Source organism: Rhizobium deserti (assembly GCF_004358025.1).
GTDB classification, from domain to species: Bacteria; Pseudomonadota; Alphaproteobacteria; order Rhizobiales; family Rhizobiaceae; genus Neorhizobium; species Neorhizobium deserti.
Window position 1 is genome coordinate 527,814 of the sequence record NZ_SMTL01000003.1, and the last position, 22,986, is coordinate 550,799.

The window sequence follows — 22,986 nt, forward strand, 5'->3', positions numbered from 1 at the left end:
CGGACCTGAGCTTTTTCCTGAAAAGAAGAAACAGGCAACAACGAGGGAAGCTCATGGACGGCGTCACTGTCATCGATCATCCGCTGGTGCAGCACAAGCTGACGATCATGCGCAAGAAGGAGACTTCCACGGCCGGCTTCCGCAGGCTTTTGCGGGAAATCTCGATGCTGCTCTGCTACGAAGTAACCCGCGATCTCGAGCTGACGATGGAAACCATCGAGACGCCGCTTGTCGAGATGCAGGCGCCGATCGTCGAAGGAAAGAAGCTCGTTTTCGCCTCGATCCTCCGCGCCGGCAACGGCCTGCTGGAAGGCATGCTGGAGCTCGTGCCTTCGGCACGCGTGTCGCATATTGGCGTTTACCGCGACCACGAGACGCTGCAGCCGGTGGAATATTACTTCAAGGCGCCGGAGGACATCGCGGAGCGACTGATCATCATCGTCGACCCCATGCTGGCAACCGGTAATTCCTCGATTGCCGCAGTGGACAAGCTAAAGGAAAGAGGCGCCCACAACATCCGCTTCTTGTGCCTGCTTGCCGCACCGGAAGGCATTAAGAACTTCCAGAGCGTTCATCCAGACGTGAAGATCTATACGGCTTCCATTGACAGCCATCTCAACGAACTCGGCTATATCGTCCCCGGCCTCGGCGACGCGGGCGACCGGATGTACGGCACCAAATAGTTTTTTCAGCCTTTGCTTACCATGCGCGGCATTTAAACGGCCTCCGGCCACAAACGGAGGCCGTTTTCTTATGCATTTCACGCTAGAACAGGTCGACCCCTCAAACGAGACGCCGTTCATGCTCCTGCGCACCGCCATTTTCGCAGCCCTGGCCGTCCTTCTGGCGACGCAGATCCCGGCCATGGTGAAGCTGACCGGGGAGCCTGCAGCGGTTGCCGCCAATCCGCAGGAGCCGGCCAAGCAACAGCCAGCTTCGACTGCCACCGGACGCGTCAAGCTGAAAGCCGACGGCCGTGGCCATTTCAACGGCACGTTCCGCATGAACGGCAAATCGGTGGACGGCCTGGTCGACACGGGCGCCTCCCTGGTTGCGATCAACGAAAGCACCGCCCGCAAGCTGGGTTTTGGGGTCAACAGCCTCGACTTCCGGTACACGGTCAACACCGCCAATGGCGGAACGGACGCGGCCCATGTGGTGCTCGAACGGGTGGAAATCGGCAGCCTGCGTGTGAAGGACGTGGATGCCTTCGTGCTTCGCGACAAGGCCCTGACCGGCACCCTCGTCGGAATGAGTTTCCTCAAAAAGCTGAAGTCCTTCCAGGTGGAAGACGGCAGCCTGACGCTCAACCAGTAGCTATTCGACCCGTCCAAGAAGCACGGGCGCAGATGTAGGGCGTTCCTCCGCGATCCTATAGATCCGCCGCATGAGATCCGCCACCTGTTCGGCGGCGGGGAGGTCGGCTGCATGCACGATTGCGATCGCGTCGCCGTGGCTGACTTTCGTGCCAAGCGGCTGCAGCCCGGCAATTCCGACACTCGAATCGATCGCGTCGGTCGTCCGCATGCGGCCTCCCCCCAAAGCGACCACGGCCATGCCAAGCGCGCGCGTGTCGCAGGCGCAAAGATATCCGTCCTGCCAGGCGGTCACCGCCAGACGCACGGGAGCGGTCGGCAGATAGGCCTGCGGCCGATCGCAGAAATCTGCCGGTCCCCCGAGCCCGTGCACCATGCGCGCGAACCGCTCCATCGCCTCCCCCGATGCCAGGACCTTTCGCGCCATATCGTCCGCCTCGCTTCGGACTGCCGCCAATCCGGCCTGCACGAGCATTTCGGCAGCGGTCGCAAGCACAACGGTTTCGAGACGCGATCCCGCCTTTCGGCCGGCCAGGAATTCCAGGCAATTGATGATTTCGAGCGCGTTACCGGCCGCATCCGCAAGCGGTTCACTCATGTCCGTCAGCAGCGCCGTCGTCTTCAACCCGGCGCCGTTGCCCACGTCCACCAGAGACCGGGCGAGAACCTCTGCCTCTTCACGCCTCGCCATGAAGGCACCATTGCCCACCTTCACATCGAGGACCAGGCTCGTAAGACCGGCGCTGAGCTTCTTCGACAGGATGGATGCCGTGATCATCGGGATGGATTCGACTGTGGCCGTGACATCGCGGACCGCATAAAGACGCCGGTCGGCCGGCGCCAGATCCGCGGTCTGCCCGATAATGGCACAACCGACATCCTCGACCACCTGCCGGAACTGCGTTGCGTCCGGGGCAATGTCATAGCCCGGTATCGCCTGCAGCTTGTCGAGCGTGCCGCCGGTATGACCAAGGCCGCGCCCCGAAATCATCGGCACGGCGAGGCCGCATGCCGCCACGATGGGGGCCAGCATCAGCGAAACATTGTCGCCGACGCCACCGGTCGAATGCTTGTCGGCAATTGGTCGGCCGATTGCGTCCCAGTTCAAGACACTGCCGGAGTCCCGCATTGCGACAGTCAAGGCGACAGTCTCGTTTCGAGACATGCCTTTGAAATAGACGGCCATGGCGAAGGCGGCGGCCTGAGCTTCCGAAACGCTTTCGTCCGTCAGACCGGCAATGAAATCTGCTATCTCGTCGGGTGTCAGTTCCTGTCCGTCGCGCTTACGGCGGATGATCTCTTGCGGGATCATTGGCGTTAGTAGCCTGCAGCGCTACGCGCCGACGTGCCACCATTCAGAAGCATCAGGATATCATCCAGCAGGCCGGATGCGCCAAACCGAAAGGTCGACGGCATGATCCAGTTCGGACCGAGCATGCTTTCGGCCAGCCGCAGATAAAGATCGGCATCGGCCACCGTGCCTATGCCACCGGCAGCCTTAAACCCGACACGCTTCTTCGAATCGCGGATCGCCTGCAGCATGACATCGGCCGCTTCGAGCGTGGCATTGACCGAGACCTTGCCCGTCGAGGTCTTGATGAAATTGGCGCCGGCTGAAATGGCCAGTTCCGAGGCCCGGCGGATGAGCCCGCGGTCCTTCAACTCACCTGTCTCGAGGATCACCTTGAGGCAGGAATCGGGGCAGGCGCCGCGGACCGCTTCCACCATGGCAGTCACCGCCACCTCGTCCCCTGCCAGCAAGGCTCGATAAGGGATCACCATGTCGATTTCATCGGCGCCGTCCTCGACGGCTTTCCTGGTTTCCTCGATCACCGCTTCAACTGGCAGATCGCCGGTCGGGAAGTTGACGACCGTTGCAATTCTTACCGGATGCCCCGCTCCCAGGATCTGGCGCGCATGCGCGACGAAGCCGGGCCAGATGCAGATGGCAGCCGCATGACCAGACGGCGTCTGCGCCCTATGGCAGAGCTTCTCGATCGCCTCGTTATCACAATCGTCACGCAGATTGGTCAGATCGAGAAGAGACAGGGCGAAAGCCGCTGCCTCGCGCGGGCTTTGAAATTCCATGGTCTGCCTCCGCTTGAAAGGAGGGACATATTTATCGTTCAAACGATTAGATGCAAGCCGACCGCGGCAAATGGATCTGCCGGCAGTAGATAACCTACCGAATCTACTAGCTTTTCAGGCAAGCATTTCCTTCAGGATGGCTGCAAGCCGCCGACCGCCGACAGGTGCCATGTCCTTGGTTTCCTCATGGCTGAGTTCGGCGCCAGTCATGCCGGCTGCATAATTGGTAACGACAGAGGCGGCCGCGACCTTCAAGCCGAAATAGCGCGCTAGGATGACTTCCGGCACGGTGGACATGCCGACCGCATCGGCACCGAGAACGCGCGCCATGCGGATTTCCGCAGGTGTCTCGAAGCTGGGTCCCGAGAACCACATGTAGACGCCGGAAAACAAGGGAATGCCGCAGCGGATTGCCGCATTGCGCATTGCGAGCGCCATATCGCCGTCATAGGCATTGGTCATGCCGACGAAGCGCCCATCACCCTCTTCGCCGACAAGCGGGTTCATGCCGGAATAGTTGATGTGATCGGTGATCTGCATGACGGAGCCGGGCGGCATGTCCTCGCGCACCGAGCCGGCGGAATTGGTGAGAACCAGCGACTGAACGCCGAGGCCCATCAGGACCTCGATCGGGAAGCGCATCGCTTTCGCGTCGCCCCGCTCGTAATAGTGCGAACGCCCCGACAGCATGATGACCGGCTCCCGACCCAGATAGCCGGCCACGAGCTCAGCCGCATGACCGGTTACTCCGCTGAGCGGAAATCCGGCCAGTTCGGAATAGGGAATGCGGATCTGGCTGGAAACCTCATCGACCAGGCTGCCGAGGCCGGAGCCCAGAACCACCGCATGACGCGGCACCAGCCCATCCAGCCGATCGACGAGCAGGTCGATGACGTTTTTCATCCGATGACATCCGTTTCGAATGCATAGGGCAGGAGTTCGGCCATAGTCACCGTTTTCTGGACACCTTGGTCATCGCAAAGATAGACACGCGTATCGGCCGAGGCGAATTCGGAAATCTTTTGACGGCAGCCGCCGCAGGGCGTGCAAAGCGGCAGCCTTTCCGCAATGACCGCGAGCTCGACGATCTTCTTTCCGCCGCCCATGATCATGGCGCCGATTGCCGTCGGCTCGGCGCACCAGCCCTGGGGAAAGGAGAGGTTTTCGATATTGGCGCCGAGATAGACTTGCCCATCGTCTGCCCTGATCGCTGCGCCGACGGGGAACTTGGAATAGGGCGCGTGCGCCTTGCTCATCGCATCGCGGGCCGCTTCGAACAACTGACGTGGGGACGGCTCTGAGGACATGTGCTTAACGCTCCTTGGTATAGGGCACGCCGCCCGCCTTTGGTGGCCGCGCGACGCCGATGAAGCCCGCCAGCAGCACGCAGGTAAGGATATAGGGCAGCGCCTGGAAGATCTGCACCGGCACCTCGCCGATCCAAGGCAGGGACTTGCCCTGCATGAAATTGGCAAAGGCATCCAGGAAGCCGAACAGCAGGCAGGCGAACATGACCGGAACCGGCTTCCATTTGGCGAAGATCAGCGCCGCGAGCGCAATATAGCCTTTGCCGGCCGACATATTGTTGATGAAGGCCGCCGACTGGGCGATGGCAAGATAGGTGCCGGCGAAACCAGCCAGGAAACCGGTAACGATCAGAGCCCGATATCGCAGCCAGGTCACCGAAATGCCGGCCGTATCCACCGCGCCCGGGTTTTCACCGGCAGCCCGCAGCCGCAAGCCGAAGCGCGTGCGGTACAGCACCCACCAGGAAAGCGGCACCATCAGGAAAGCGATATAGGTGAGGATATTGTTGCCGGAAATGACATTGGCATATAGCGGCCCGATGACCGGAACGTCACGCATGGCGTCGGCGCCTGGCAGGATGATCGGGGCAAACCGCCCCTCCCCCGGCACCTGCGGGGTGCGTCCGCCCTGCCCGAACCAGGCTTGGGCCAGCACCACGGTCAGCCCTGCCGCCACGAAGTTCAGCGCCACGCCAGATACGATCTGGTTGCCGCGGTTGGTGATCGACGCAAAGCCATGCACCAGTGAAAAGACGATGGAAACGCCGATCCCCGCCAGCAGTCCGAGCCAGGGATTGGCGGTCAGATAGGCGACGCAGGCGGCGGCGAAGGCGGAAACCAGCATCTTGCCTTCAAGGCCGATGTCGAAAATGCCGGCCCGCTCCGAAAACAGGCCCGCCAGTGCGGTAAACAGCAGGGGGATGGAGAGCCGGATCGCCGAGCCGAGGATGCTGACGAAGATATCGAAATACTCCATGGCCTCACGTCCTGCCGAATGGCTGATAAAGCCGGACAAGCGCCGGCCGAAGCATGTATTCCAGCGCGCCGGCGAAAAGAATGACCAGGCCCTGGATGACGACGATCATGTCACGGGTGATGTTCGGCATTTCGAAGGAAAGGTCGGCGCCTCCCTGATAGAGAACGCCGAACAGGATCGCGGCAAGAACAATGCCGACGGGATGGCTGCGGCCCATGAGCGAGACGGCGATCCCGACAAAGCCGGCGCCGGCCACGAATTCCACCTGCAGCCTTGCGGAAGCGCCCATGACGGCATTGAGAGACATCATGCCGGCGAGGCCGCCGGAAATCAGCATGGCGATGATCACAGTTCGCACATAAGGGATGCCCGCATAAACGGCTGCCGACGGGCTGATGCCGAGGGTGCGCATTTCATAGCCGAGCTTGGTGCGCCAGATCAGCAGCCAGACGAGAAAGCACATGACGAGCGCGATCAGGAAGGAGACGTTGAATGGCGCCGGCCCGAGCTTCAGGCCGAAGAGCGCCATCAGCCAATCCAGCTTCGGCAACTGCCCGCCCGGCAAAAATGTGCGGGTCTCCGGCGCCATCTTGCCCGGCACGATCAACACGTGCACGAGTAGATAAACCATCAGCGCTGCGCCGATGAAATTGAACATGATCGTGGTGATGACGATATGGCTGCCTCGCTTGGCTTGGAGCCATGCCGGAATGAATGCCCAGGCCGCACCGAAAGCCGCCGCGCCGAGTATCGCAAACGGCATGGTTACGTACCAGGGCACGTAACGGTCGAGTGCCAGGGCAACCAGTGCTGCGCCAAGGCCACCGACATAGGCCTGACCTTCCGAACCGATATTGAACAATCCGGCATGGAAGGCGACGGCCACGGAAAGGCCGGTAAAGATGAAGCTCGTCGCATAGAACAGCGTGAAGCCAATGGCGTCGCCCCGCCCAAGCGCGCCCTGGACGAGGAATTTCAGCGCTTCGAATGGATCCTCGCCGATCCACCAGACCACAAGGCCGGAGAAGAACAGGGCAAGCAGCAGGTTGAGAAGCGGAATGACGCCATAGGATATCCAGCCGGGAAGCGATACGGAGGCCGTCGTCATGCCTTGCCCCCCGTCCGCTTGCCGCCGATGCGTCTTTCAGTCATGCCATGCTCCAAAACAAAACTCACCCGCGACATCACGCGGCAATGCCGGCCATCATCAGGCCGAGCGCCTGCTCGTCGGCCTCGGCCGTCTTTTCCCCGACGACCCTCCCGGCAAACATCACCAGGATACGGTCCGACAGGGAGCGGATCTCGTCGAGCTCGACCGAAACCAACAGCACCGCCTTGCCTGCATCGCGGGTGTCGATGATCCGCCGGTGGATGAACTCGATTGCGCCGATATCGACGCCACGCGTCGGTTGGCCGATGATCAGCATTTTCGGATCGCGCTCGATCTCGCGTGCGACAACGATCTTCTGCTGATTGCCGCCGGAAAAATTGGCCGTCCTCAGCCGCGGATTGGGCGGTCGGATATCGTATTTGGCGATCTTCTCTTCCGCTTCCTTGCGGACGGCCTCCAGGTCCAGCATGCCGCCGCGACCGTAACGCTGGTCGCGATGGTAGCCGAGGATGGAATTCTCATATTCCTCAAATTTCAGGACAAGACCCATATGATGCCGGTCTTCGGGAATATGCGCGAGACCAAGCGCGCGCAGCCGGCTGGGATCGGCACCCTGGACCGGCTTGCCTTCGATGAAGATCTCCCCGGAGGTCGGCTTGCGGATGCCCGCGATGGCTTCCAGGAGCTCCGACTGACCATTGCCCGCGACGCCGGCAATGCCAACGATTTCCCCGGCCCGCACGTCGAAAGACACGTCGTCCACCATGGTGACGCCGCGGCTGTCCTTGACGGTCAGGTTGCGCACCGACAACAAGACGGCGCCGGGATTGGCTTCGGACTTCTCGACGCGAAGCAGGACGCGGCGGCCGACCATCAGCTCGGCCAATTCCTCGACTGTCGTCTCGGCGGTCTTGCGGGTCGCCACCATTTCACCGCGGCGCATGACGGACACGGTATCGGTGATCGCCATGATCTCGCGCAGCTTGTGGGTGATGAGAATGATCGTCTTGCCTTGGTCGCGCAGGACCTGCAGGATCCTGAAAAGGTGATCCGCCTCGGCCGGGGTCAGGACGCCCGTCGGCTCGTCGAGGATGAGGATTTCCGCCCCACGGTAAAGCGCCTTGAGGATTTCGACCCGCTGCTGATTGCCCACCGGCAGTTCTTCGATCACCGCATCCGGATCGACCTCGAGACCGTAGTCCTGCTCGAGCCGCTTCAGTTCGCGGCGGACGCCGGTGACGCCTTTCGCCAGAAGCTGTCCGCCTTCGGCTCCCAGCATGACGTTTTCCAGCACGGTGAAATTTTCCACCAGCATGAAATGCTGATGCACCATGCCGATTCCGGCGGTGATTGCCGCCTGGCTGTCGCGAATGGCGACCGGTGTGCCGGAAATCCGGATCTCGCCCTGATCGGCCTGGTAAAAGCCATAGAGGATCGACATCAGCGTGGATTTGCCCGCACCGTTTTCGCCGATGATCCCATGGATCGATCCCTTGGCGACGGTGAGGTTTATGTTCTTGTTGGCATGCACCGCCCCGAACCGCTTGTCTATTCCGACAAGCTCGATGGCAGGCAGGCTGGCAGTATCAAGGCTCAAGGGTTCGCCCTTCCGCATCATACAAAAAAAGGGCGCATGATGAGGAAATCACCATGCGCCCTTCGCGAGACATATCACTTCGGGCAGGAATTGTCCGACATGTAGTCGTGAACCTTGACGGTGCCGGCAATGATGTCGGCCTTGGCCTTTTCGACCGCCTTCTTCATGTCTTCGGTGATCAGCGACTTGTTGTTGTCGTCGATCGCATAGGCGACGCCGTCTTCCTTGACGCCGAGCGCGGTGATGCCAGCGGTGAACTTGTCGTCCTTGGTGTCCTTGAAGGCGTTATAGACGGCCAGGTCGACGCGCTTGACCATGGAGGTCAGAACCGAACCGGGATGTACGTAGTTCTGGTTGGAGTCGACGCCGATCGACATCTTCTTGTTGTCGGCTGCCGTCTGCAGAACGCCCAGGCCGCTGGCGCCGGCTGCCGCGTAGATCACGTCGGCGCCCTGATCCATCTGGTTCTTGGCAAGCTCGCCGCCGCGCACAGGATCGTTCCAGGCTGCACCCGTCGTGCCGACCATGTTCTGGAAGACCTGCGCATCGGCCTTGGCAGCCTTGGCACCCTGGACATAGCCGCAGCCGAACTTGCGGATCAGCGGTATGTCCATGCCGCCGATGAAGCCGACCTTGCCGGTCTTGGACGCCATGCCGGCGAGAAGGCCGACGAGGTAGGAACCCTCTTCTTCCTTGTAGACCACAGAGCGGACATTCTTCAGATCAACGACAGAGTCGACGATGACGAATTTGGTGTCGGGATATTCGGCTGCGACCTTTTCCATGGCCGAGGTCCAGGCGAAGGACACGGCGACAACCGGATTGAAGCCGCGGCTGGCGAAATTGCGGATCGCCTGCTCGCCCTGCGTATCGCTGGTCGGCTCGAAATCGCGATATTCGGTGCCGCTTTCCTTCTTGAAGGCTTCCGCACCTGCATAGGCAGCTTCGTTGAAGGATTTGTCGAACTTGCCGCCAGTGCCATAGACCAGCGCCGGCTTGATATCGGCGGCCAGCGCCGTGGTCGACATTGCGGCCAAGGCAAGAAGGCTCAAAAAGGTTTTCTTCATCGTGCAGCCCTGTTTTCTTTGTGTTGGGTCCTCCCGCACGCCCGTTGAACCGGACGGTCTGCGGTCACCTGCCCCCCTCTTCGAAGGCGTGGCTCTCCGCACTCTTGCATGGGCTCTGGAAAATTTCACGAGATTTTTTTCAGCTGGTAAAAACCGACCATCCTGCTGACAAGTTAAACAAAAACGCCGCGGATCTGATTAAATCCGCGGCATCCGGCAAGTTTTCAGGCCTCAAGCGACCGGGCAGGAAACGCCGGTGCCGCGCAGGCCGCAGTAGCCGCCCGGGTTCTTGGCGAGATACTGCTGATGATAGTCCTCGGCATAGTAGAAGTCTTCGATCGGGGCGATTTCGGTGGTGATCCGCGTCCCGCGGCCAGCCTGATCGAGGGCCGCCTGAAACGCATCGAGACCCTGCTGAGCCTCAGCCGCCTGTTCGGGCGTGGTCGTATAAAGAACCGACCGGTAGGTGGTGCCGATATCATTGCCCTGGCGCATACCCTGGGTCGGGTCATGCTCCTCGAAGAAGACCTTGAGCAACTGGCGATAGGACACGACCGACGGATCGAAGACGACCTTGACCACTTCCGCATGGCCGGTCATGCCGGTCGTCGTTTCGTGATAGGTGGGATTGGGCGTGATGCCGCCCGCATAGCCGACTGATGTCACGTAGACGCCGGGCATCTTCCAGAACAGCCTTTCGGCGCCCCAGAAACATCCCATGCCCAAATAAGCCACCTGCAGGCCCTCCGGATAAGGATCCTTGAGCGGCTTGCCGTTGACGAAATGGGTTTCGGCTGTCTCAAGCGGCGTATCACGCCCCGGCAGCGCCGTCTCCGTCGAGGGCATTACCGTCTTCTTGTTGAACATGTCGATCAGGAACATCTTTGCCTCCAAGCTTGGCGCCGCCCGTCGCTCCTATGCCGAGAACCGCCCCGCAAAATGGGGCTTCTTGTATCCGAGGATCCAGAAAGCCAGCGCGATCACCAAGAAGATCGCGAAAGCAGGCTGAGCGAGCAGAGGGGCAATATAGGGCCGCCATATGTCTGCACTGATATAGTTATCCGCTGCCATTTCCGCCAGGGTCAGCCCCTCAGGATCGAGATTGAGCCAGGCATTGCCAAGGCTGGTGAGGACCACCGAAGACGCGGAAACGGACTGGATGGAGTCCAGCGTTCCAAGCACGATGGCAACCAGAAGCGCCAGGCCTGCACCCATCCGGCAAAGAAAGCGGGCGATCCTCATCCCTCGACAGCCTCCCCTTGTTACCGTTGACTGGCAGCTATTGCTCCTGCGCAAAAGAATAACGCCTGCATCTTGCCTTGGCAACGCGCAGGGTTGATTTCGCTCTTGTCAAAAATCCTTCAGATTCCGGTTGATCCTTGGAAATTCATCGGTATATATCGCGCCGACCGCTGCTTCGCCTTTCGGCGCGCAGCCCTTAATCGTCTTAAGGACAGGTGGCCGAGTGGTTGAAGGCGCACGCCTGGAACGCGTGTATACGTGAAAGCGTATCGAGGGTTCGAATCCCTCTCTGTCCGCCACCTCTTCCCCTGACTAGCATATTCCGCGATACACTTCGTGGGCGCTTTCGCGCCTCAACGACAGATGAGCTTCGGCCTCAAGGTCTTGTCGAGGTCGCTTTCAGCCGATCTCGTGCTGGTGCTGCCGATACCAGTCGAGAAAGGCCGCGACGCCTTCCTTCAACTCCGTCTCCGGCTTTCTGCCGGTCAGCGCCACGAGAAGATCGGGGCTTGCAAAGGTGCGCGGCACGTCTCCCTGCTGCATCGGCAGCATTTTCCGCCTGGCGGGCTTGCCCATGATGGTCTCGATCGTCTCGACAAAATCGAGGAGCCCGACCGGCTGACCGCCGCCGATATTGACGACGCGGAACGGAGCCTGGCGCGACAGGGTGTCGATCTCGGCGACGCGGTTTTCTTCTGAAGGCGCAATGCGAGACAGGTCGATGATCGAATCCACGAGATCGTCGATATAGGTGAAGTCGCGGCTCATCTTGCCTTCACCATAGATTTCGATCTCCTGGTCTTCCGTCATCGCCTTGACGAACTTGAAGAGCGCCATGTCGGGCCGGCCCCAGGGGCCGTAAACGGTAAAGAAACGGAAGGCGGTCGTCGGGACCTTGTAAAGATGCGCATAGCTGTGCGCCATCAGTTCCATCGACTTCTTGCTCGCCGCGTAAAAGGTCATCGGCTCGTCGGCCTTGTCGCCTTCCCGAAACGGAACGTCCGGATTGGCACCATAGACAGAAGAAGTGGAGGCCAGCATCAGGTGACCGACGCCAATCTCGCGCGCCACTTCCAGGATATTCCAGGAGCCGATGAGGTTGGAATCCAGATAGGCTTTGGGATTTTCCAAGCTGTATCTGACGCCCGCCTGGGCAGCGAGGTGGATCATCACATCGGGCGGAAAGGCCTTGGCCAGATCTCGAAGAAGCCCGCCATCCTCCAGCATGCCCATGACCGAATGATAGGACGGAAACTGCGTCAGCGCTGCATTTCTCGCTTCTTTCAAGCGAAGGCTGTAATAGGGCGTCATGCCGTCGTAGCCGACGACCTCATGCCCCTCTTCGAGCAGCCGCCGCGCCAGATGAAAGCCGATGAAACCTGCTGTGCCGGTGATGAAATAGCGCATGGATATTGCCCCCGCAGTCGCCTTGGGAATGATCCCATAGCCTGTCGTCAAACGCTTGAATAGTCACTTGCAGCTCATCAAGCATGCCGGCAGAAGGTTCAGTGAAAAAGACGCAGCCTGGCCGGCGGGGTTCCGGGGCGGCCGTTCTTGCGATCGACGGCGAATTGGATCAAATCCATGGAGGCCTGGTCCGTCAGCGGCTTTGCCATGACGCCGACGACACCGGAAAGGCCGGTGGCGACGAGGCCGGGATTGCCGGTGATCATAATGACGACGATGCCGAACTGCGCCAGGGTCTCGGCAATCTGCGGACCGGTTTCCCCATCTGCCAAGCGGACGTCGACAAAGGCGATGTCGGTTTCCCTGGTGTAGTTGAGGGCGACCTTCATGTCGGGAGCAATCCCGACCACGTCATGGCCGCTGCGATGCACCGCATCCTCTATATCCATGGCCACAAGCAAACTGTCTTCGACAATTAGAAATCGATATTCCAAAGGGCAACCCTCCCGACTAGGCGTGCAAATAGAAAGGCTCTTCTCAGAGACAAGAGTCCGGCGCCTGCAAGTTGTCGATTACTGGACCTGCACCGCCGCGTGGGGGCTGCAATGCCAGTTGCGGAAGCCGCTGACAACTCTCCGAACATTTCGCAAGCTTACGAAAGGTGAGCATCGCACAGGAACAAGCCCGGGGCCTGAGGCATTGACGGGCCGGAAGTTCGAAGTTCAACAAAATGGAGAAATACCATGAAAAAGATCATCCTCGCTTCCTGCGCCCTTCTCGCAGCTTCCTTCGCGACCGGCGCCAGCGCCCAGCAGAGCACCGTTAACGGTGCCGCCGGCGGTGCAGTGACCGGTGCGATCGTCGGCGGCCCCGTAGGTGCCGCTGTCGGTGGCGTCGTCGGTGCAGTGGCCGGTACCGCTATCGATCCGCCGCCGCGCGAAGTCGTGACCTATGTCCAGGAGCAGCCGGCCACAACGACGTCCGTGACCGTTGAACAGCCGATCGCCGTCGGCAAGCCTGTTCCGCAGACCGTGGTGCTGACGCCTGTGCCTAGCAACAGCAAATATGCCTATGCAGTCGTCAACAACCAGCGCGTGATCGTCGATCCGCAGACTCATACGGTGGTTCAGGTCGTCGAATAACCCTATCACTGCCATATTCTACGAGACGGGTTCCGCCAGCTCTCAGCGGAGCCCGTTTCCGTTCCTGGCCCTAGACGTAGACGGCTTGATCGACGCGGTCTTCCTGGCCGAAGAATTTCAGATAGCGCTCCACTTCGGCCGGATCGCCCGTCGCCTTCTGGGGGTTGTCGGAGAGCTTGACGGCCGGCCGGCCGTTCACTTCACTCACCTTGCAGACGACCGAAATCGGCTTCAGGCCAGCAATCTCGCGGGGCGCGCAGCCAGCAAAGTCATTGGTCAGATTGGTGCCCCAACCGAAACTCATTCGCACCCGGCCCTGGAAATGCTGGTAGGTATCGATGATGGCATTGACATCCAGCCCGTCGGAAAAAATCAGAAGCTTCTTCTTCGGATCGCGACCCATCTTCTTCCACCAGGCGATGATCTTTTCGCCGCCCTCGATCGGCGGCGCGCTGTCGGGTCGGAAGCCCGTCCAATCGGCCACCCAGTCGGGCGCATCGCGCAGAAAGGCGGCGGTTCCATAAGCGTCCGGAAGCACGATCAGCAGATTGCCGTGATAAAGCCGGTTCCAGTCCTTCAACACTTCATAGGGTGCCGCGCGCAGTTCGTCGTCGCTGTTGGCGAGTGCGGCGGCCACCATCGGCAGTTCATGGGCATTGGTACCGACAGCTTCAAGGTCCGAATCCATCGCCAGGAGAACATTGCTTGTTCCGGTAAAGGCGGGGCCGACCCCCTCCTTCAGTGCTTCGACACACCAGCGCTGCCATAGAAAGCTGTGGCGGCGGCGGGTGCCGAAATCGGAAATCCGCAGGCCGGGCAATGTCTGCAGCCGCTCGACCTTCTCCCACATCTTCGCCTTCGCCCGTGCGTAAAGAACATCAAGGGTGAAAAAGCCGAGAGAACGCATGGCAGAGCGCGAACGCAGTTCATTGATGATGGAGAGTGCCGGAATTTCCCACAGCGTCGTTTCCATCCACTTGCCGTGGAAGGTCAATTCGTACTGGCCATTGTGCTTGGAGAGTTCGTATTCCGGAAGCTTGTAGGTGGAGAGCCAGTGGAGGAATTCGGGCTCGAAGATCTGCTTGCGGCCATAAAAGGTATTGCCGGCGAGCCAGATCATTTCCTTTTTAGAAAGACCGACCGTTCGCGCATGATCGAGCTGTTCGCGTAGCGCCCCTTCGTCGATTTCCTCGGCCAATTTGACGCTGGTGGTGCGGTTGATCACGGAGAAGGTCGCGTTGACCTCCGGATACAGCTTCCAGATCATCTGCAGCATGAGCAGCTTGTAGAAATCCGTGTCGATCAGGCTGCGGATGATCGGATCGAGCTTCCAGGCATGGTTATAGACTCTGGTCGCAATATCGGTCTTCGTCATGCCTGCCCCTGCTCCGGCCCCACTGGGACCAGCTCCGCCCGATCTTAAGCTGCAACTGGGGGCAGCGGCTTCATTACCCCCTGCGTCTTATCGGAAAAAAGACCGGATAAGTCCAGAACGCAATTGGGCCGCGGCAAACCCCGCGGCCCTGATCGTCAAGCACCATGTGCAGCTTAAGGCCTGGCAGGCTGAGTGCCGGTTGCGGGAGCTGCGGCAGGCGGCGTTGCAGCCGGATTGGCCGAAGGGGTGGCATTCGGATTGGCGGGCGTATTGTCGCCGGCCGGCGGCGAGGCGGTCTGCTGCGCCGGCGGATCTGTTGCCTCGCCCCACCATCCGGCTACACCCCAGGCAAGCGCGGCCAGGATGAGTCCGGCGATGAGCACCATCAGGACAGGCGAACCGCGTCGCCCCTGGCGCGCTTCGGTGGCGCTCAGCGGCTGTTCAACGGGCGATGCGGCCTGATCGGGACGGCGGGCATCGGCTTGCTTTGGATCGAAACGGCTATTCATGATTTCGCTCCTCGTGGACCGGACACTCCGGTTGATGCACGAGGAACGTGCAGTGCAGGCGAATGTTCCGTTTGCGCTAATATCCCGTTGACCGATCCACGACGTTGCGTAGCTTTTGCCCCGCCTCATACTCGTTCATCTGGGACTCGGCATTGCGGAAAAGAGCCTTGATATCCGAGGCGGAGGCTGCATGCGGCGTGATGATGACATTCTCCATCTGCCAGAAGGCACTATCGGCCTCCAGCGGCTCGTTTTCAAACACATCAAGAGAGGCGCCGCCGAGCACACCATTTTCGAGAGCAGTGATGAGGTCGGCTTCGACCTGGCTGCCGCCTCGGCCGGCATTGATAAAGACAGGTCGCCCAAGCGCGCCGCCCTGGCGCAACTTGGAGAATAGGCGCGCATCGAAGAGCCCGCGCGTTTCGGATGTCAGCGGCAAAAGCCCGACCAGGATATCGGTCTTAGCAAGAAAATCATCGAGCTGGCTGCTGTCGAATGTCTCGATCCCCTCGATAGATTTCCGGCTGCGCGACCAACCGACGACGTTGAAACCCATGACCTTCAGCTTGCGCACCGAATCCTGCCCGAGCACGCCAAGGCCCATGACGCCGACAGTCACTTCCTTCGCCTCCGGCTGGGCCAGTTCTTGCCATTGGCAGTCGCGCTGCTGCTTCAGGTAGGTCGGCACCTGGCGCAGATGGCTGAGCGCCTGAAGCACCACCCACTCGCTCATGCGCACCGTCAGGCTTTCATCGACGAAGCGCACGACCGGAATATCGGGAAGACTCGGCATGCCGAGGATGTAGTCGACGCCGGCACCGCCCGAAAACAGGACTTCCAACTTGGGCGCCCTTTGAAACAGTTCCGCATCCGGCTTCCAGACCACCGCATACCGGGCGTCGGAAAGATCGGCATCAGGGTCGGAGGCACGCAGGACGGTGCGGTCCTTAAATGCATTGGCGAGCGCTGCGTCGATTTCTCGGCGTTCGAATTTCAGGTCAACGACGACCGGGCCTTTTACAGACATTGCACTGACCTTTGCATGATGGATGGGTGTTCGATCACTGGCTGATGGCGACATGCTCGACGGCTTCGAGATTGAAGGCGGCGGCCATCAGGGCGCGGGTATAGTCTTCCTTCGGCGCCTTGAAAATCTGCTCGGCCGGGCCTTCTTCCACCACTTTGCCAAGCCGCATGACGATGACATGGTTGGCCAGCGCCTTGACGACTTTCAGGTCGTGGCTGATGAAGAGATAGGCGAGATCGTGCTTCTTCTGGAGGTCCCGCAGCAGGTCCACCACCTGCGCCTGCACAGTCATGTCCAGCGCCGAGGTCGGCTCGTCGAGCATGACGAAGCGTGGCTTCAGCACCATGGCACGAGCAATCGCGATGCGTTGCCGCTGGCCGCCGGAAAATTCGTGCGGATAGCGCCACCTCGTCGCGGGATCGAGGCCAACCTCGTTCAGGGCCCAGGCGACACGCTCGTCGCGCTCATCGGCGGAAAGGCCGCGCTCATGCACCTTGAGCCCCTCAGCGATGATATCGCCGACCGACATGCGGGGGCTCAAGGAGCCATAAGGGTCCTGGAAGACCACCTGCAGCCGGTCGCGGAACGGCTTCATCTGCTTGAAGGTGAATTTGTCGATCTCATTGCCGATAAAGGCAATGCGGCCTTGCGAGGAGATGAGGCGGGCAAGTGCCAGGCCGAGCGTCGTCTTGCCGGACCCGGATTCGCCGACAACGCCAAGCGTCTGACCGGCACGGAGGGTGAGATCGACGCCATCCACCGCCTTGACGTGGTCGACAACCTTGCGCAGGAAGCCGGCCTTGATCGGGAACCAGACCCGGATGTCCTTGCCTTCCATCACCACCGGCTTGTCCGGATCCGCCGCCGGCGGCTCGCCACGCGGTTCCGAGGCCAGGAGATGCTGGGTATAGGCGTGCTTCGGCCGGGCAAACACCTCCTCGACCGTGCCTGTTTCGACGATCTTGCCCCTGGTCATGACGCAGACGCGGTCGGCGAACTTGCGCACGATGCCAAGATCGTGCGTGATGAACAGCATGGACATGCCGTGCTCACCCTTGAGCCCTTTGAGCAGTTCGAGAATCTGGGCCTGAACCGTCACGTCGAGTGCCGTCGTCGGCTCGTCTGCGATCAACAGCTTCGGGCGGTTTGCCAGCGCCATGGCAATCATGACGCGCTGCCGCTGGCCGCCCGAAAGCTCGTGCGGATAGGCCTTCAGCCGCTTTTCCGGCTCGCGAATGCCAACCTGGTGAAGAAGCTCCAGCGTTCGGGTGCGTGCGGCCTGGCCGCCGATGCCCTTGTGAAGCTCGAGGATCTCGCCGATCTGTTTCTCGATCGGATGCAGCGGGTTGAGCGAGGTCATCGGCTCCTGGAAGATCATCGTGATATCGTCGCCGCGCACCCGGCGCAGCTCCGGTTCGGACGTCTTGAGCAGGTCCTTGCCGTTGAACAGGATCGCGCCCGACGGATGGCTGGCCGATGGGTAAGGCAGGAGTTTCAGGATGGAATTGGCCGTGACCGACTTGCCGGAACCGGATTCACCAACCAGGGCCATGACCTCGCCCGGCAGGATATCGAAGGACACCCGATCGACGGCGAAGCTGGTATTGCCGCCTTGGTGAAAGGCGACGGAAAGATCCCGCACCGAAAGAAGTGGCTCTGTCATCGGGCAAGGCTTTCAAGAAGATCGGTCAGGGTCTGTTCGTCGGGGCGGAGGATGGTGAGAAACCGGTCTGGCGGCAGATTTAAGTCTGCTAGGCCAAGATCGGCAGTCAAGATGTGGGTGCAGTTTGCCTCGAGCGCTGCCGAAATATGGATGGCATCCGGCAACTTGACGCTTAGCTTAAAGGAGCGAAGCCAGGCCGCGCGCGTCAAGACGAAGCGGGTCACCGCCGTAACCTGCAGCCATTCGTTCGTTGCGATCAAATCTTCGTAAGCGTCTGCGAGTTGCTCATCCGAATTCCGATAAGGAATGACGAGAAGCTCCGACAAAGTCAGCTCGCTCGTCACGAACACGCGCGGCTCCGCATTTGGCCGGATCGTAAACAACTCGCCAAGCTGCCTTCCCAAGACATCCTTGCGCTCGAAGGCGGCGATGAAGACATTGGTATCAAGATAGATGCGCCGAACACCGTGCATCAGTAATCCCATTCGTCGCGCAATTCTCTGATGCGCGCTACGGCCTCCTCCGTGGAGACCGACGGACGGTCCTGGGCCCTGACCTTTGAGATAAGGGCTTTGGTCTCCTCTATCGTCATAGGCTGATCGCGAACACGCCTTTCAGGAAATGCGGGTAAGGCGCTTCTCGGTTCGCCCTCCACCTCCACGACCACCCGCACCTTGGCGTCCGCATCCAGTCCCTCACGCAGGTCCTCGGGAAGCTTGGCAGCGGGATAATGCTCTCGAACGATCTTGTTCATAGCTTCTCGCCCAGTGAGTTCTTTCCCAATGCTAGCGTATATCTGCTCATTTGACGAACCCGCCTCACCCGAACGTCTTTCTGGGATCGAAGGCGTCGCGCACCGCCTCGCCGACAAAAATCAGCAGCGACAGCATGAGCGACATGGTGACGAAGGCAGTGAGGCCCAGCCACGGCGCCTGCAGGTTGTTCTTGCCCTGCGCGATCATTTCTCCGAGCGAAGGAGAGCCCGGCGGCATGCCGAAGCCGAGGAAATCCAGCGATGTCAGCGTCGCGATTGATCCCGACAGAATGAACGGCAGGAAGGTCAGGGTCGCCACCATGGCATTGGGCAGCAGGTGCCGCGACATGATGGTCCAGTTGCCGACGCCGAGCGCCCGTGCCGCCCGAACATATTCGAAATTGCGGGCCCGCAGGAATTCGGCCCGCACCACGCCGACAAAGCCAACCCAGGAAAACAGCAGCAAAATGCCGAGCAGGATGAAGAATCCCGGCGGCAGGATGGATGCGATGATCAGCAGAATGTAGAGCACCGGCATGGAGGACCATATCTCGATGAAGCGCTGCATCAGCAGGTCCGTCCAGCCGCCGAAATAGCCCTGTACGGCGCCGGCCGTCACGCCGATCACGGCCGAACAGATCGTCAGCGCCAGACCGAACAGCACCGAAACCCGAAACCCGTAGATCATCCGCGCCATAACGTCGCGGGCCTGGTCGTCGGTCCCGAGCCAGTTGAGATTGCCGATAATGCAGTTGGGGTCCTGATCCTTTTGCGGATAGGCGGCACAGCGCTCGGCGCTTTCCATCATCCAGAAAGGCTCCGTCGGCGCCGAATGGGGGATGTTGGAATTGACCGTCTGGTAGGAATAGCGGATGGGCGGCCAGACCATCCAGCCGTTTGCGTCGATCTCCTGGGTGATGAAGTCGGAGCGGTAGTCGGTGGTTGCCAGGAAGCCGCCGAACTTTTCTTCCGGATAATCGACAAACACCGGATACAGGATTTCGCCCTTGTAGGAGGCGATGATCGGCCTGTCATTGGCGATGAATTCGGCGAACAGGCTGCCGACGAAGAGGATCATGAAGAGCCAGAACGACCAGTAGCCGCGCTTGTTGGCGCGAAAATTGGCCAGCCGCCGGCGGTTGGTCGGGGAGATCCAGGGCCGTTTCTGCGGGGCCACCACCGTATCTGCTGCGGATCGTGCGGATGTCGCCTCCATCACACGTCTCTCCGCTCGAAATCGATGCGTGGATCGATCCAGGTATAGATCAGGTCCGAAATCAGGCTGACGACGAGACCCATCAGCGAAAATATGTAGAGCGTGCCGAAAACGATCGGGTAGTCGCGGTTGATGACGGCGAGATAGCCGAGCCGGCCCAGACCATCGAGCGAGAATATGTTTTCGATCAGAAGCGAACCGGTGAAGAATGCCGAGATGAAGGCGCTCGGAAAGCCGGCAATGACGATCAGCATGGCGTTGCGGAAGACATGCCGGTAAAGCACCTGCCGCTCGTTCAGGCCCTTGGCCCGCGCGGTGGTGACATACTGCTTCTTGATCTCGTCGATAAAGGAATTCTTGGTCAGAAGCGTCGTGGTGGCGAAGGCCGACAGCGACATGGCGATCAATGGCAAGGTGAGGTGCCAGAAGTAGTCGAGAATCTTCTGCCACCAGGAGAGTTCGGCAAAATTGTCCGAGACGAGCCCACGCAGCGGGAACCAGTCGAAGAAGGAGCCGCCGGCAAACAGCACGATCAGCAGAATGCCGAACAGGAAGCTCGGCACCGCATAGCCGATGACGATGATACCGGATGTCCAGACGTCGAAGGTAGAACCGTCCCTGACCGCCTTGCGTATCCCAAGAGGGATCGAGATCAGGTATGAAACGATCAGGATCCAGAAGCCGAGCGACATGGACACCGGAAGCTTGTCGATGATCAGGTCCAGAACCGAGGTGTTTCGGAAGAAACTTTCGCCGAAATCGAAGCGGATGTAATTGCCCATCATCTCAAGGAAGCGCGTCAGCGGCGGCTTGTCGAAGCCGAACTGCTGCTCGAGCTTCTTGATGAAGTCCGGATCGAGGCCCTGGGCGCCGCGATACTGCCCCTCGTCGCCGCCCTGGCTCAGCATATCGCCGCCCCCCGACAGCCGGTCGCCGCTATCCTGGCCCTGCAATTGAGCAATCACCTGCTCGACCGGCCCGCCGGGGGCGAACTGCACGACGAGAAAGGATATAGCCATGATGCCGACAATGGTCGGGATCATCAGAAGAATGCGGCGGAGGATATAAGCGCCCATTACTGCTTCCAGCCCGTTGTCGCCGGTCTAGCCTCACTGCTTCGGTTGGCGACAGTCAAACGGCAATTTCCTTGTCTCGTGCGAATCATTGGGTTCATTTGGAACAGCTGGCCGCTCGCGTGCAAGCGTGGTCGATCAGCCCGGTCACTTCACTGCGTCCTGGGACCACCAGATATCCGGGAAGCCTATGCCGTATTCAGGCAGGTTTTGCGGATGTGTGATCCTTTTCCAGTAAGCGATCTTAGACTCGCCGGAATAGAACATCGGGATAACGAAATTGTTGGCGAGCAGCACACGATCCAGCGCCTTGATTGCAGCCACCTGCTGTTCCCGGTCAGGCGCGGCAGTGACCTTGGCAATCAATGCATCCACTGCCGGATCGGCAATGCCTGCGTAATTGCGTGACCCCTGCCGCTCCGCTGACTTGGATCCCCAATACTCCGCCTGTTCGTTGCCCGGATTCATCGTCTGCGCCCAGACACCAAAGATAATATCGTAATCGAAGCTGCGAATGCGGTTGATATATTGCGACGCGTCGACCGTCCGGATGCGGGCGTCGATGCCGATCTTCTTGAGGCTTGCCACATAGGGAAGCACGGTGCGCTCCATGGAAGGGCTGTTCAGCAGGATCTCGAAGCTCATCGGCTGGCGCGACTTGGCGTTGAGCATGCGGTTGCCCTTCAGCTCCCAGCCGGCCTCCTTCAACAGCCCGATCGCCGTGCGCAGGTTGTCACGTACTTTCTGCGGATCGCCGCCAACCGGATTGGTATACGGCGTCGTGAATACCCTTGGGGGAATCTTGTCCTTCAATTCCTGAAGGATCTCGCGCTCGCGCCCCTGGGGCAGCCCGGATGACGCAAGCTCCGTTCCCCAGAAGAAGCTATCGACGCGCTTCAGGCCGCCATAGGCAAGGTTCTTGTTGAGATCCTCGAAGTCATAAGCGTAGTTGAGCGCTTCCCGGACCCGTGCATCCTTGAACGTCTCACGGCGCAGATTGGGCACGAATGCCTGCATCACGCCTGTCGCCTTGAACGGGTTCGTCAAGGCTTCCTTGATCACCCGCCCATCCTTGACTGCATCGAAATCATAGCGCGTCGCCCAGCGGCTGGAACTGTTTTCCTGGCGGTAGTCGATGGTGCCGGCACGAAAGGCTTCGAACTCCACATCCGCGTCCGAGAAGTAGGTGTAGTTGATCGCACGGAAATTGTACTGGCCGATATTGATCGGCAGATCCTTGCCCCAGTAATCGTCGCGCAGTTCGTAGCGAATGGCGGCACCGGGCTGAACCGACGCGATCCGGTAAGGTCCGGACCCCATGACAGGCTCCAGGGTTGTCTTCGAAATGTCGCGCTGCTGCCCCTTGGCATCTTTACCTTCCCACCAATGCTTCGGCAGAATGGGAAAGTCACCGACGATCGAGGGAAGCTCGCGGTTGTTTTTCTCATCGAAGCGAAAGGTGACTTCGCGCTCCCCGGTCTTTTCGGCACCACTGACATGGCGGTAGTAGCCGGAATACATGGCGCTGAGTTCCTTCAGCTTATCCAGGCTGAAGATCACATCCTCGGGCGTCACAGGTTGACCGTCTGCCCATCTGGCTTCCGGTCTCAACCTGAATGTCGCCGACGACATATCGGGGGGATAGGAAATGGCTTCGGCCAGAAGCCCGTAGTTGCCGAAGACTTCGTCTTCCGACCGCTTCATCAGCGTATCGAAAACACTCAAAAGTCCCGCCGCGGCGGCCCCTCTGTCGATCACGAGGTTCAGATTGTCGAAAGTGCCTTCGTCCGCCAACCGCAATTCGCCCGCTTTGGGGGCATTGGGATCGACATAAGGGAGTTGCTTGAAATCAGACGGCAGCTTCAGGTCGCCTATAACGGCGATGCCATGCCGCCATTGAGGTTCCTGTGCCGCGGCACCAGAGAAGCCGAGGATCATCGCCGTCAGGATGATCGGTGCGCCGCGCTTCAACCAATCGAAATCCATGCATTGCCCCTTGATTATGCTTTTGTTGCGCAAAGCATAGGGCAAAAGCAGGCAAAAAACAGGAGCTTCGGCTCACAAGCTCTTTATCTTGAACCTTCTATCTCCATTTCACCAAAATCCGGTTTAACAG

24 protein-coding genes and 1 tRNA gene are annotated in these 22,986 nt (G+C 60.1%); 4 read left to right on the plus strand and 21 right to left on the minus strand.

Annotation, left to right across the window (positions count from 1 at the left end; all coding sequences use genetic code 11):
• The first annotated feature begins 53 nt into the window (after positions 1 to 53).
• Together upp and E2F50_RS14700 are read left to right on the plus strand one after the other, a co-directional pair.
• The gene (gene upp / locus E2F50_RS14695; RefSeq protein ID WP_133316905.1) at positions 54 to 683 is read left to right on the plus strand and encodes a uracil phosphoribosyltransferase; all 630 of its coding nucleotides are present in this window, start codon (positions 54 to 56) and stop codon (positions 681 to 683) included.
• 70 nt (positions 684 to 753) lie between these two features.
• Positions 754 to 1,317: a TIGR02281 family clan AA aspartic protease gene (locus E2F50_RS14700; RefSeq protein ID WP_245515419.1), complete on the plus strand. Its 564-nt coding sequence runs from the start codon at positions 754 to 756 to the stop codon at positions 1,315 to 1,317.
• Here the strand turns inward: E2F50_RS14700 and deoA are convergent, their stop codons facing one another.
• The 10 genes from deoA to E2F50_RS14750 form a co-directional block, all read right to left on the minus strand.
• Positions 1,318 to 2,628 carry a thymidine phosphorylase gene (gene deoA, locus E2F50_RS14705; protein WP_133316906.1) on the minus strand — a complete coding sequence of 437 codons (1,311 nt, stop codon included), beginning with the start codon at positions 2,626 to 2,628 and terminating at the stop codon, positions 1,318 to 1,320. It abuts the gene before it with no gap.
• A 5-nt stretch (positions 2,629 to 2,633) separates the two neighbouring features.
• Positions 2,634 to 3,404, minus strand: coding sequence for a deoxyribose-phosphate aldolase (deoC, locus tag E2F50_RS14710; RefSeq protein WP_133316907.1), 771 nt, complete (start codon positions 3,402 to 3,404; stop codon positions 2,634 to 2,636).
• Between the two features lie 114 nt (positions 3,405 to 3,518).
• Positions 3,519 to 4,307 (minus strand): purine-nucleoside phosphorylase, encoded by a 789-nt coding sequence (locus tag E2F50_RS14715; protein WP_133316908.1) that lies wholly within the window; start codon positions 4,305 to 4,307, stop codon positions 3,519 to 3,521.
• Positions 4,304 to 4,711: a cytidine deaminase gene (locus E2F50_RS14720; RefSeq protein WP_133316909.1), complete on the minus strand. Its 408-nt coding sequence runs from the start codon at positions 4,709 to 4,711 to the stop codon at positions 4,304 to 4,306. The genes E2F50_RS14715 and E2F50_RS14720 overlap by 4 nt, the downstream gene beginning before the upstream one ends.
• Before the next feature lie 4 nt (positions 4,712 to 4,715).
• The gene (locus E2F50_RS14725) at positions 4,716 to 5,687 is read right to left on the minus strand and encodes an ABC transporter permease (protein WP_133316910.1); all 972 of its coding nucleotides are present in this window, start codon (positions 5,685 to 5,687) and stop codon (positions 4,716 to 4,718) included.
• A 4-nt stretch (positions 5,688 to 5,691) separates the two neighbouring features.
• Positions 5,692 to 6,795: an ABC transporter permease gene (locus E2F50_RS14730; protein WP_133316911.1), complete on the minus strand. Its 1,104-nt coding sequence runs from the start codon at positions 6,793 to 6,795 to the stop codon at positions 5,692 to 5,694.
• A gap of 76 nt (positions 6,796 to 6,871) precedes the next feature.
• On the minus strand, positions 6,872 to 8,395 hold the full coding sequence (locus E2F50_RS14735; protein WP_245515420.1) for an ABC transporter ATP-binding protein: 1,524 nt from the start codon (positions 8,393 to 8,395) through the stop codon (positions 6,872 to 6,874).
• 74 nt (positions 8,396 to 8,469) lie between these two features.
• Positions 8,470 to 9,462, minus strand: a complete 993-nt coding sequence (locus tag E2F50_RS14740) for a BMP family lipoprotein (RefSeq protein WP_133316912.1) — start codon at positions 9,460 to 9,462, stop codon at positions 8,470 to 8,472.
• A 231-nt stretch (positions 9,463 to 9,693) separates the two neighbouring features.
• Complete coding sequence (gene msrA, locus E2F50_RS14745; protein WP_133316913.1) at positions 9,694 to 10,344, minus strand: peptide-methionine (S)-S-oxide reductase MsrA; 651 nt, start codon at positions 10,342 to 10,344, stop codon at positions 9,694 to 9,696.
• Positions 10,345 to 10,377: 33 nt separating this feature from the next.
• Positions 10,378 to 10,704 (minus strand): hypothetical protein, encoded by a 327-nt coding sequence (locus E2F50_RS14750; RefSeq protein ID WP_133316914.1) that lies wholly within the window; start codon positions 10,702 to 10,704, stop codon positions 10,378 to 10,380.
• A gap of 209 nt (positions 10,705 to 10,913) precedes the next feature.
• Here E2F50_RS14750 and E2F50_RS14755 point away from each other — a divergent pair.
• Positions 10,914 to 11,003: transfer RNA gene (locus tag E2F50_RS14755), tRNA-Ser, on the plus strand.
• A 100-nt stretch (positions 11,004 to 11,103) separates the two neighbouring features.
• Here the strand turns inward: E2F50_RS14755 and E2F50_RS14760 are convergent.
• Both E2F50_RS14760 and E2F50_RS14765 read right to left on the minus strand, forming a co-directional pair.
• Entirely contained in the window at positions 11,104 to 12,111 is a 1,008-nt protein-coding gene (locus E2F50_RS14760; protein WP_133316915.1) for an NAD-dependent epimerase/dehydratase family protein, read from the minus strand.
• Positions 12,112 to 12,209: 98 nt separating this feature from the next.
• The gene (locus E2F50_RS14765) at positions 12,210 to 12,605 is read right to left on the minus strand and encodes a response regulator (protein ID WP_133316916.1); all 396 of its coding nucleotides are present in this window, start codon (positions 12,603 to 12,605) and stop codon (positions 12,210 to 12,212) included.
• A 249-nt stretch (positions 12,606 to 12,854) separates the two neighbouring features.
• On the opposite strand from E2F50_RS14765, the gene E2F50_RS14770 reads away from it, so the two are divergent.
• Positions 12,855 to 13,253, plus strand: a complete 399-nt coding sequence (locus tag E2F50_RS14770) for a DUF1236 domain-containing protein (RefSeq protein WP_133316917.1) — start codon at positions 12,855 to 12,857, stop codon at positions 13,251 to 13,253.
• A 70-nt stretch (positions 13,254 to 13,323) separates the two neighbouring features.
• Here E2F50_RS14770 and pncB read toward each other — a convergent pair whose 3' ends face one another.
• From pncB to E2F50_RS14815, 9 genes are all read right to left on the minus strand, one after another.
• Complete coding sequence (pncB, locus tag E2F50_RS14775; protein WP_133316918.1) at positions 13,324 to 14,628, minus strand: nicotinate phosphoribosyltransferase; 1,305 nt, start codon at positions 14,626 to 14,628, stop codon at positions 13,324 to 13,326.
• A 173-nt stretch (positions 14,629 to 14,801) separates the two neighbouring features.
• Positions 14,802 to 15,137, minus strand: a complete 336-nt coding sequence (locus E2F50_RS23240) for a hypothetical protein (protein WP_202615461.1) — start codon at positions 15,135 to 15,137, stop codon at positions 14,802 to 14,804.
• A 76-nt stretch (positions 15,138 to 15,213) separates the two neighbouring features.
• Positions 15,214 to 16,164, minus strand: coding sequence for a 2-hydroxyacid dehydrogenase (locus E2F50_RS14785; protein WP_133316919.1), 951 nt, complete (start codon positions 16,162 to 16,164; stop codon positions 15,214 to 15,216).
• A 34-nt stretch (positions 16,165 to 16,198) separates the two neighbouring features.
• On the minus strand, positions 16,199 to 17,827 hold the full coding sequence (locus E2F50_RS14790) for an ABC transporter ATP-binding protein (RefSeq protein ID WP_133316920.1): 1,629 nt from the start codon (positions 17,825 to 17,827) through the stop codon (positions 16,199 to 16,201).
• Positions 17,824 to 18,312, minus strand: a complete 489-nt coding sequence (locus tag E2F50_RS14795) for a type II toxin-antitoxin system VapC family toxin (RefSeq protein WP_245515421.1) — start codon at positions 18,310 to 18,312, stop codon at positions 17,824 to 17,826. The genes E2F50_RS14790 and E2F50_RS14795 overlap by 4 nt, the downstream gene beginning before the upstream one ends.
• The gene (locus E2F50_RS14800; protein WP_133316922.1) at positions 18,300 to 18,581 is read right to left on the minus strand and encodes a hypothetical protein; all 282 of its coding nucleotides are present in this window, start codon (positions 18,579 to 18,581) and stop codon (positions 18,300 to 18,302) included. Before E2F50_RS14800 ends, E2F50_RS14795 begins: the two co-directional genes overlap by 13 nt.
• A 64-nt stretch (positions 18,582 to 18,645) precedes the next feature.
• Positions 18,646 to 19,797: an ABC transporter permease gene (locus E2F50_RS14805; RefSeq protein ID WP_133316923.1), complete on the minus strand. Its 1,152-nt coding sequence runs from the start codon at positions 19,795 to 19,797 to the stop codon at positions 18,646 to 18,648.
• On the minus strand, positions 19,797 to 20,873 hold the full coding sequence (locus E2F50_RS14810) for a microcin C ABC transporter permease YejB (RefSeq protein ID WP_133316924.1): 1,077 nt from the start codon (positions 20,871 to 20,873) through the stop codon (positions 19,797 to 19,799). Before E2F50_RS14810 ends, E2F50_RS14805 begins: the two co-directional genes overlap by 1 nt.
• Before the next feature lie 144 nt (positions 20,874 to 21,017).
• Complete coding sequence (locus E2F50_RS14815; protein ID WP_133316925.1) at positions 21,018 to 22,856, minus strand: extracellular solute-binding protein; 1,839 nt, start codon at positions 22,854 to 22,856, stop codon at positions 21,018 to 21,020.
• Between the last annotated feature and the right edge of the window lie 130 nt (positions 22,857 to 22,986).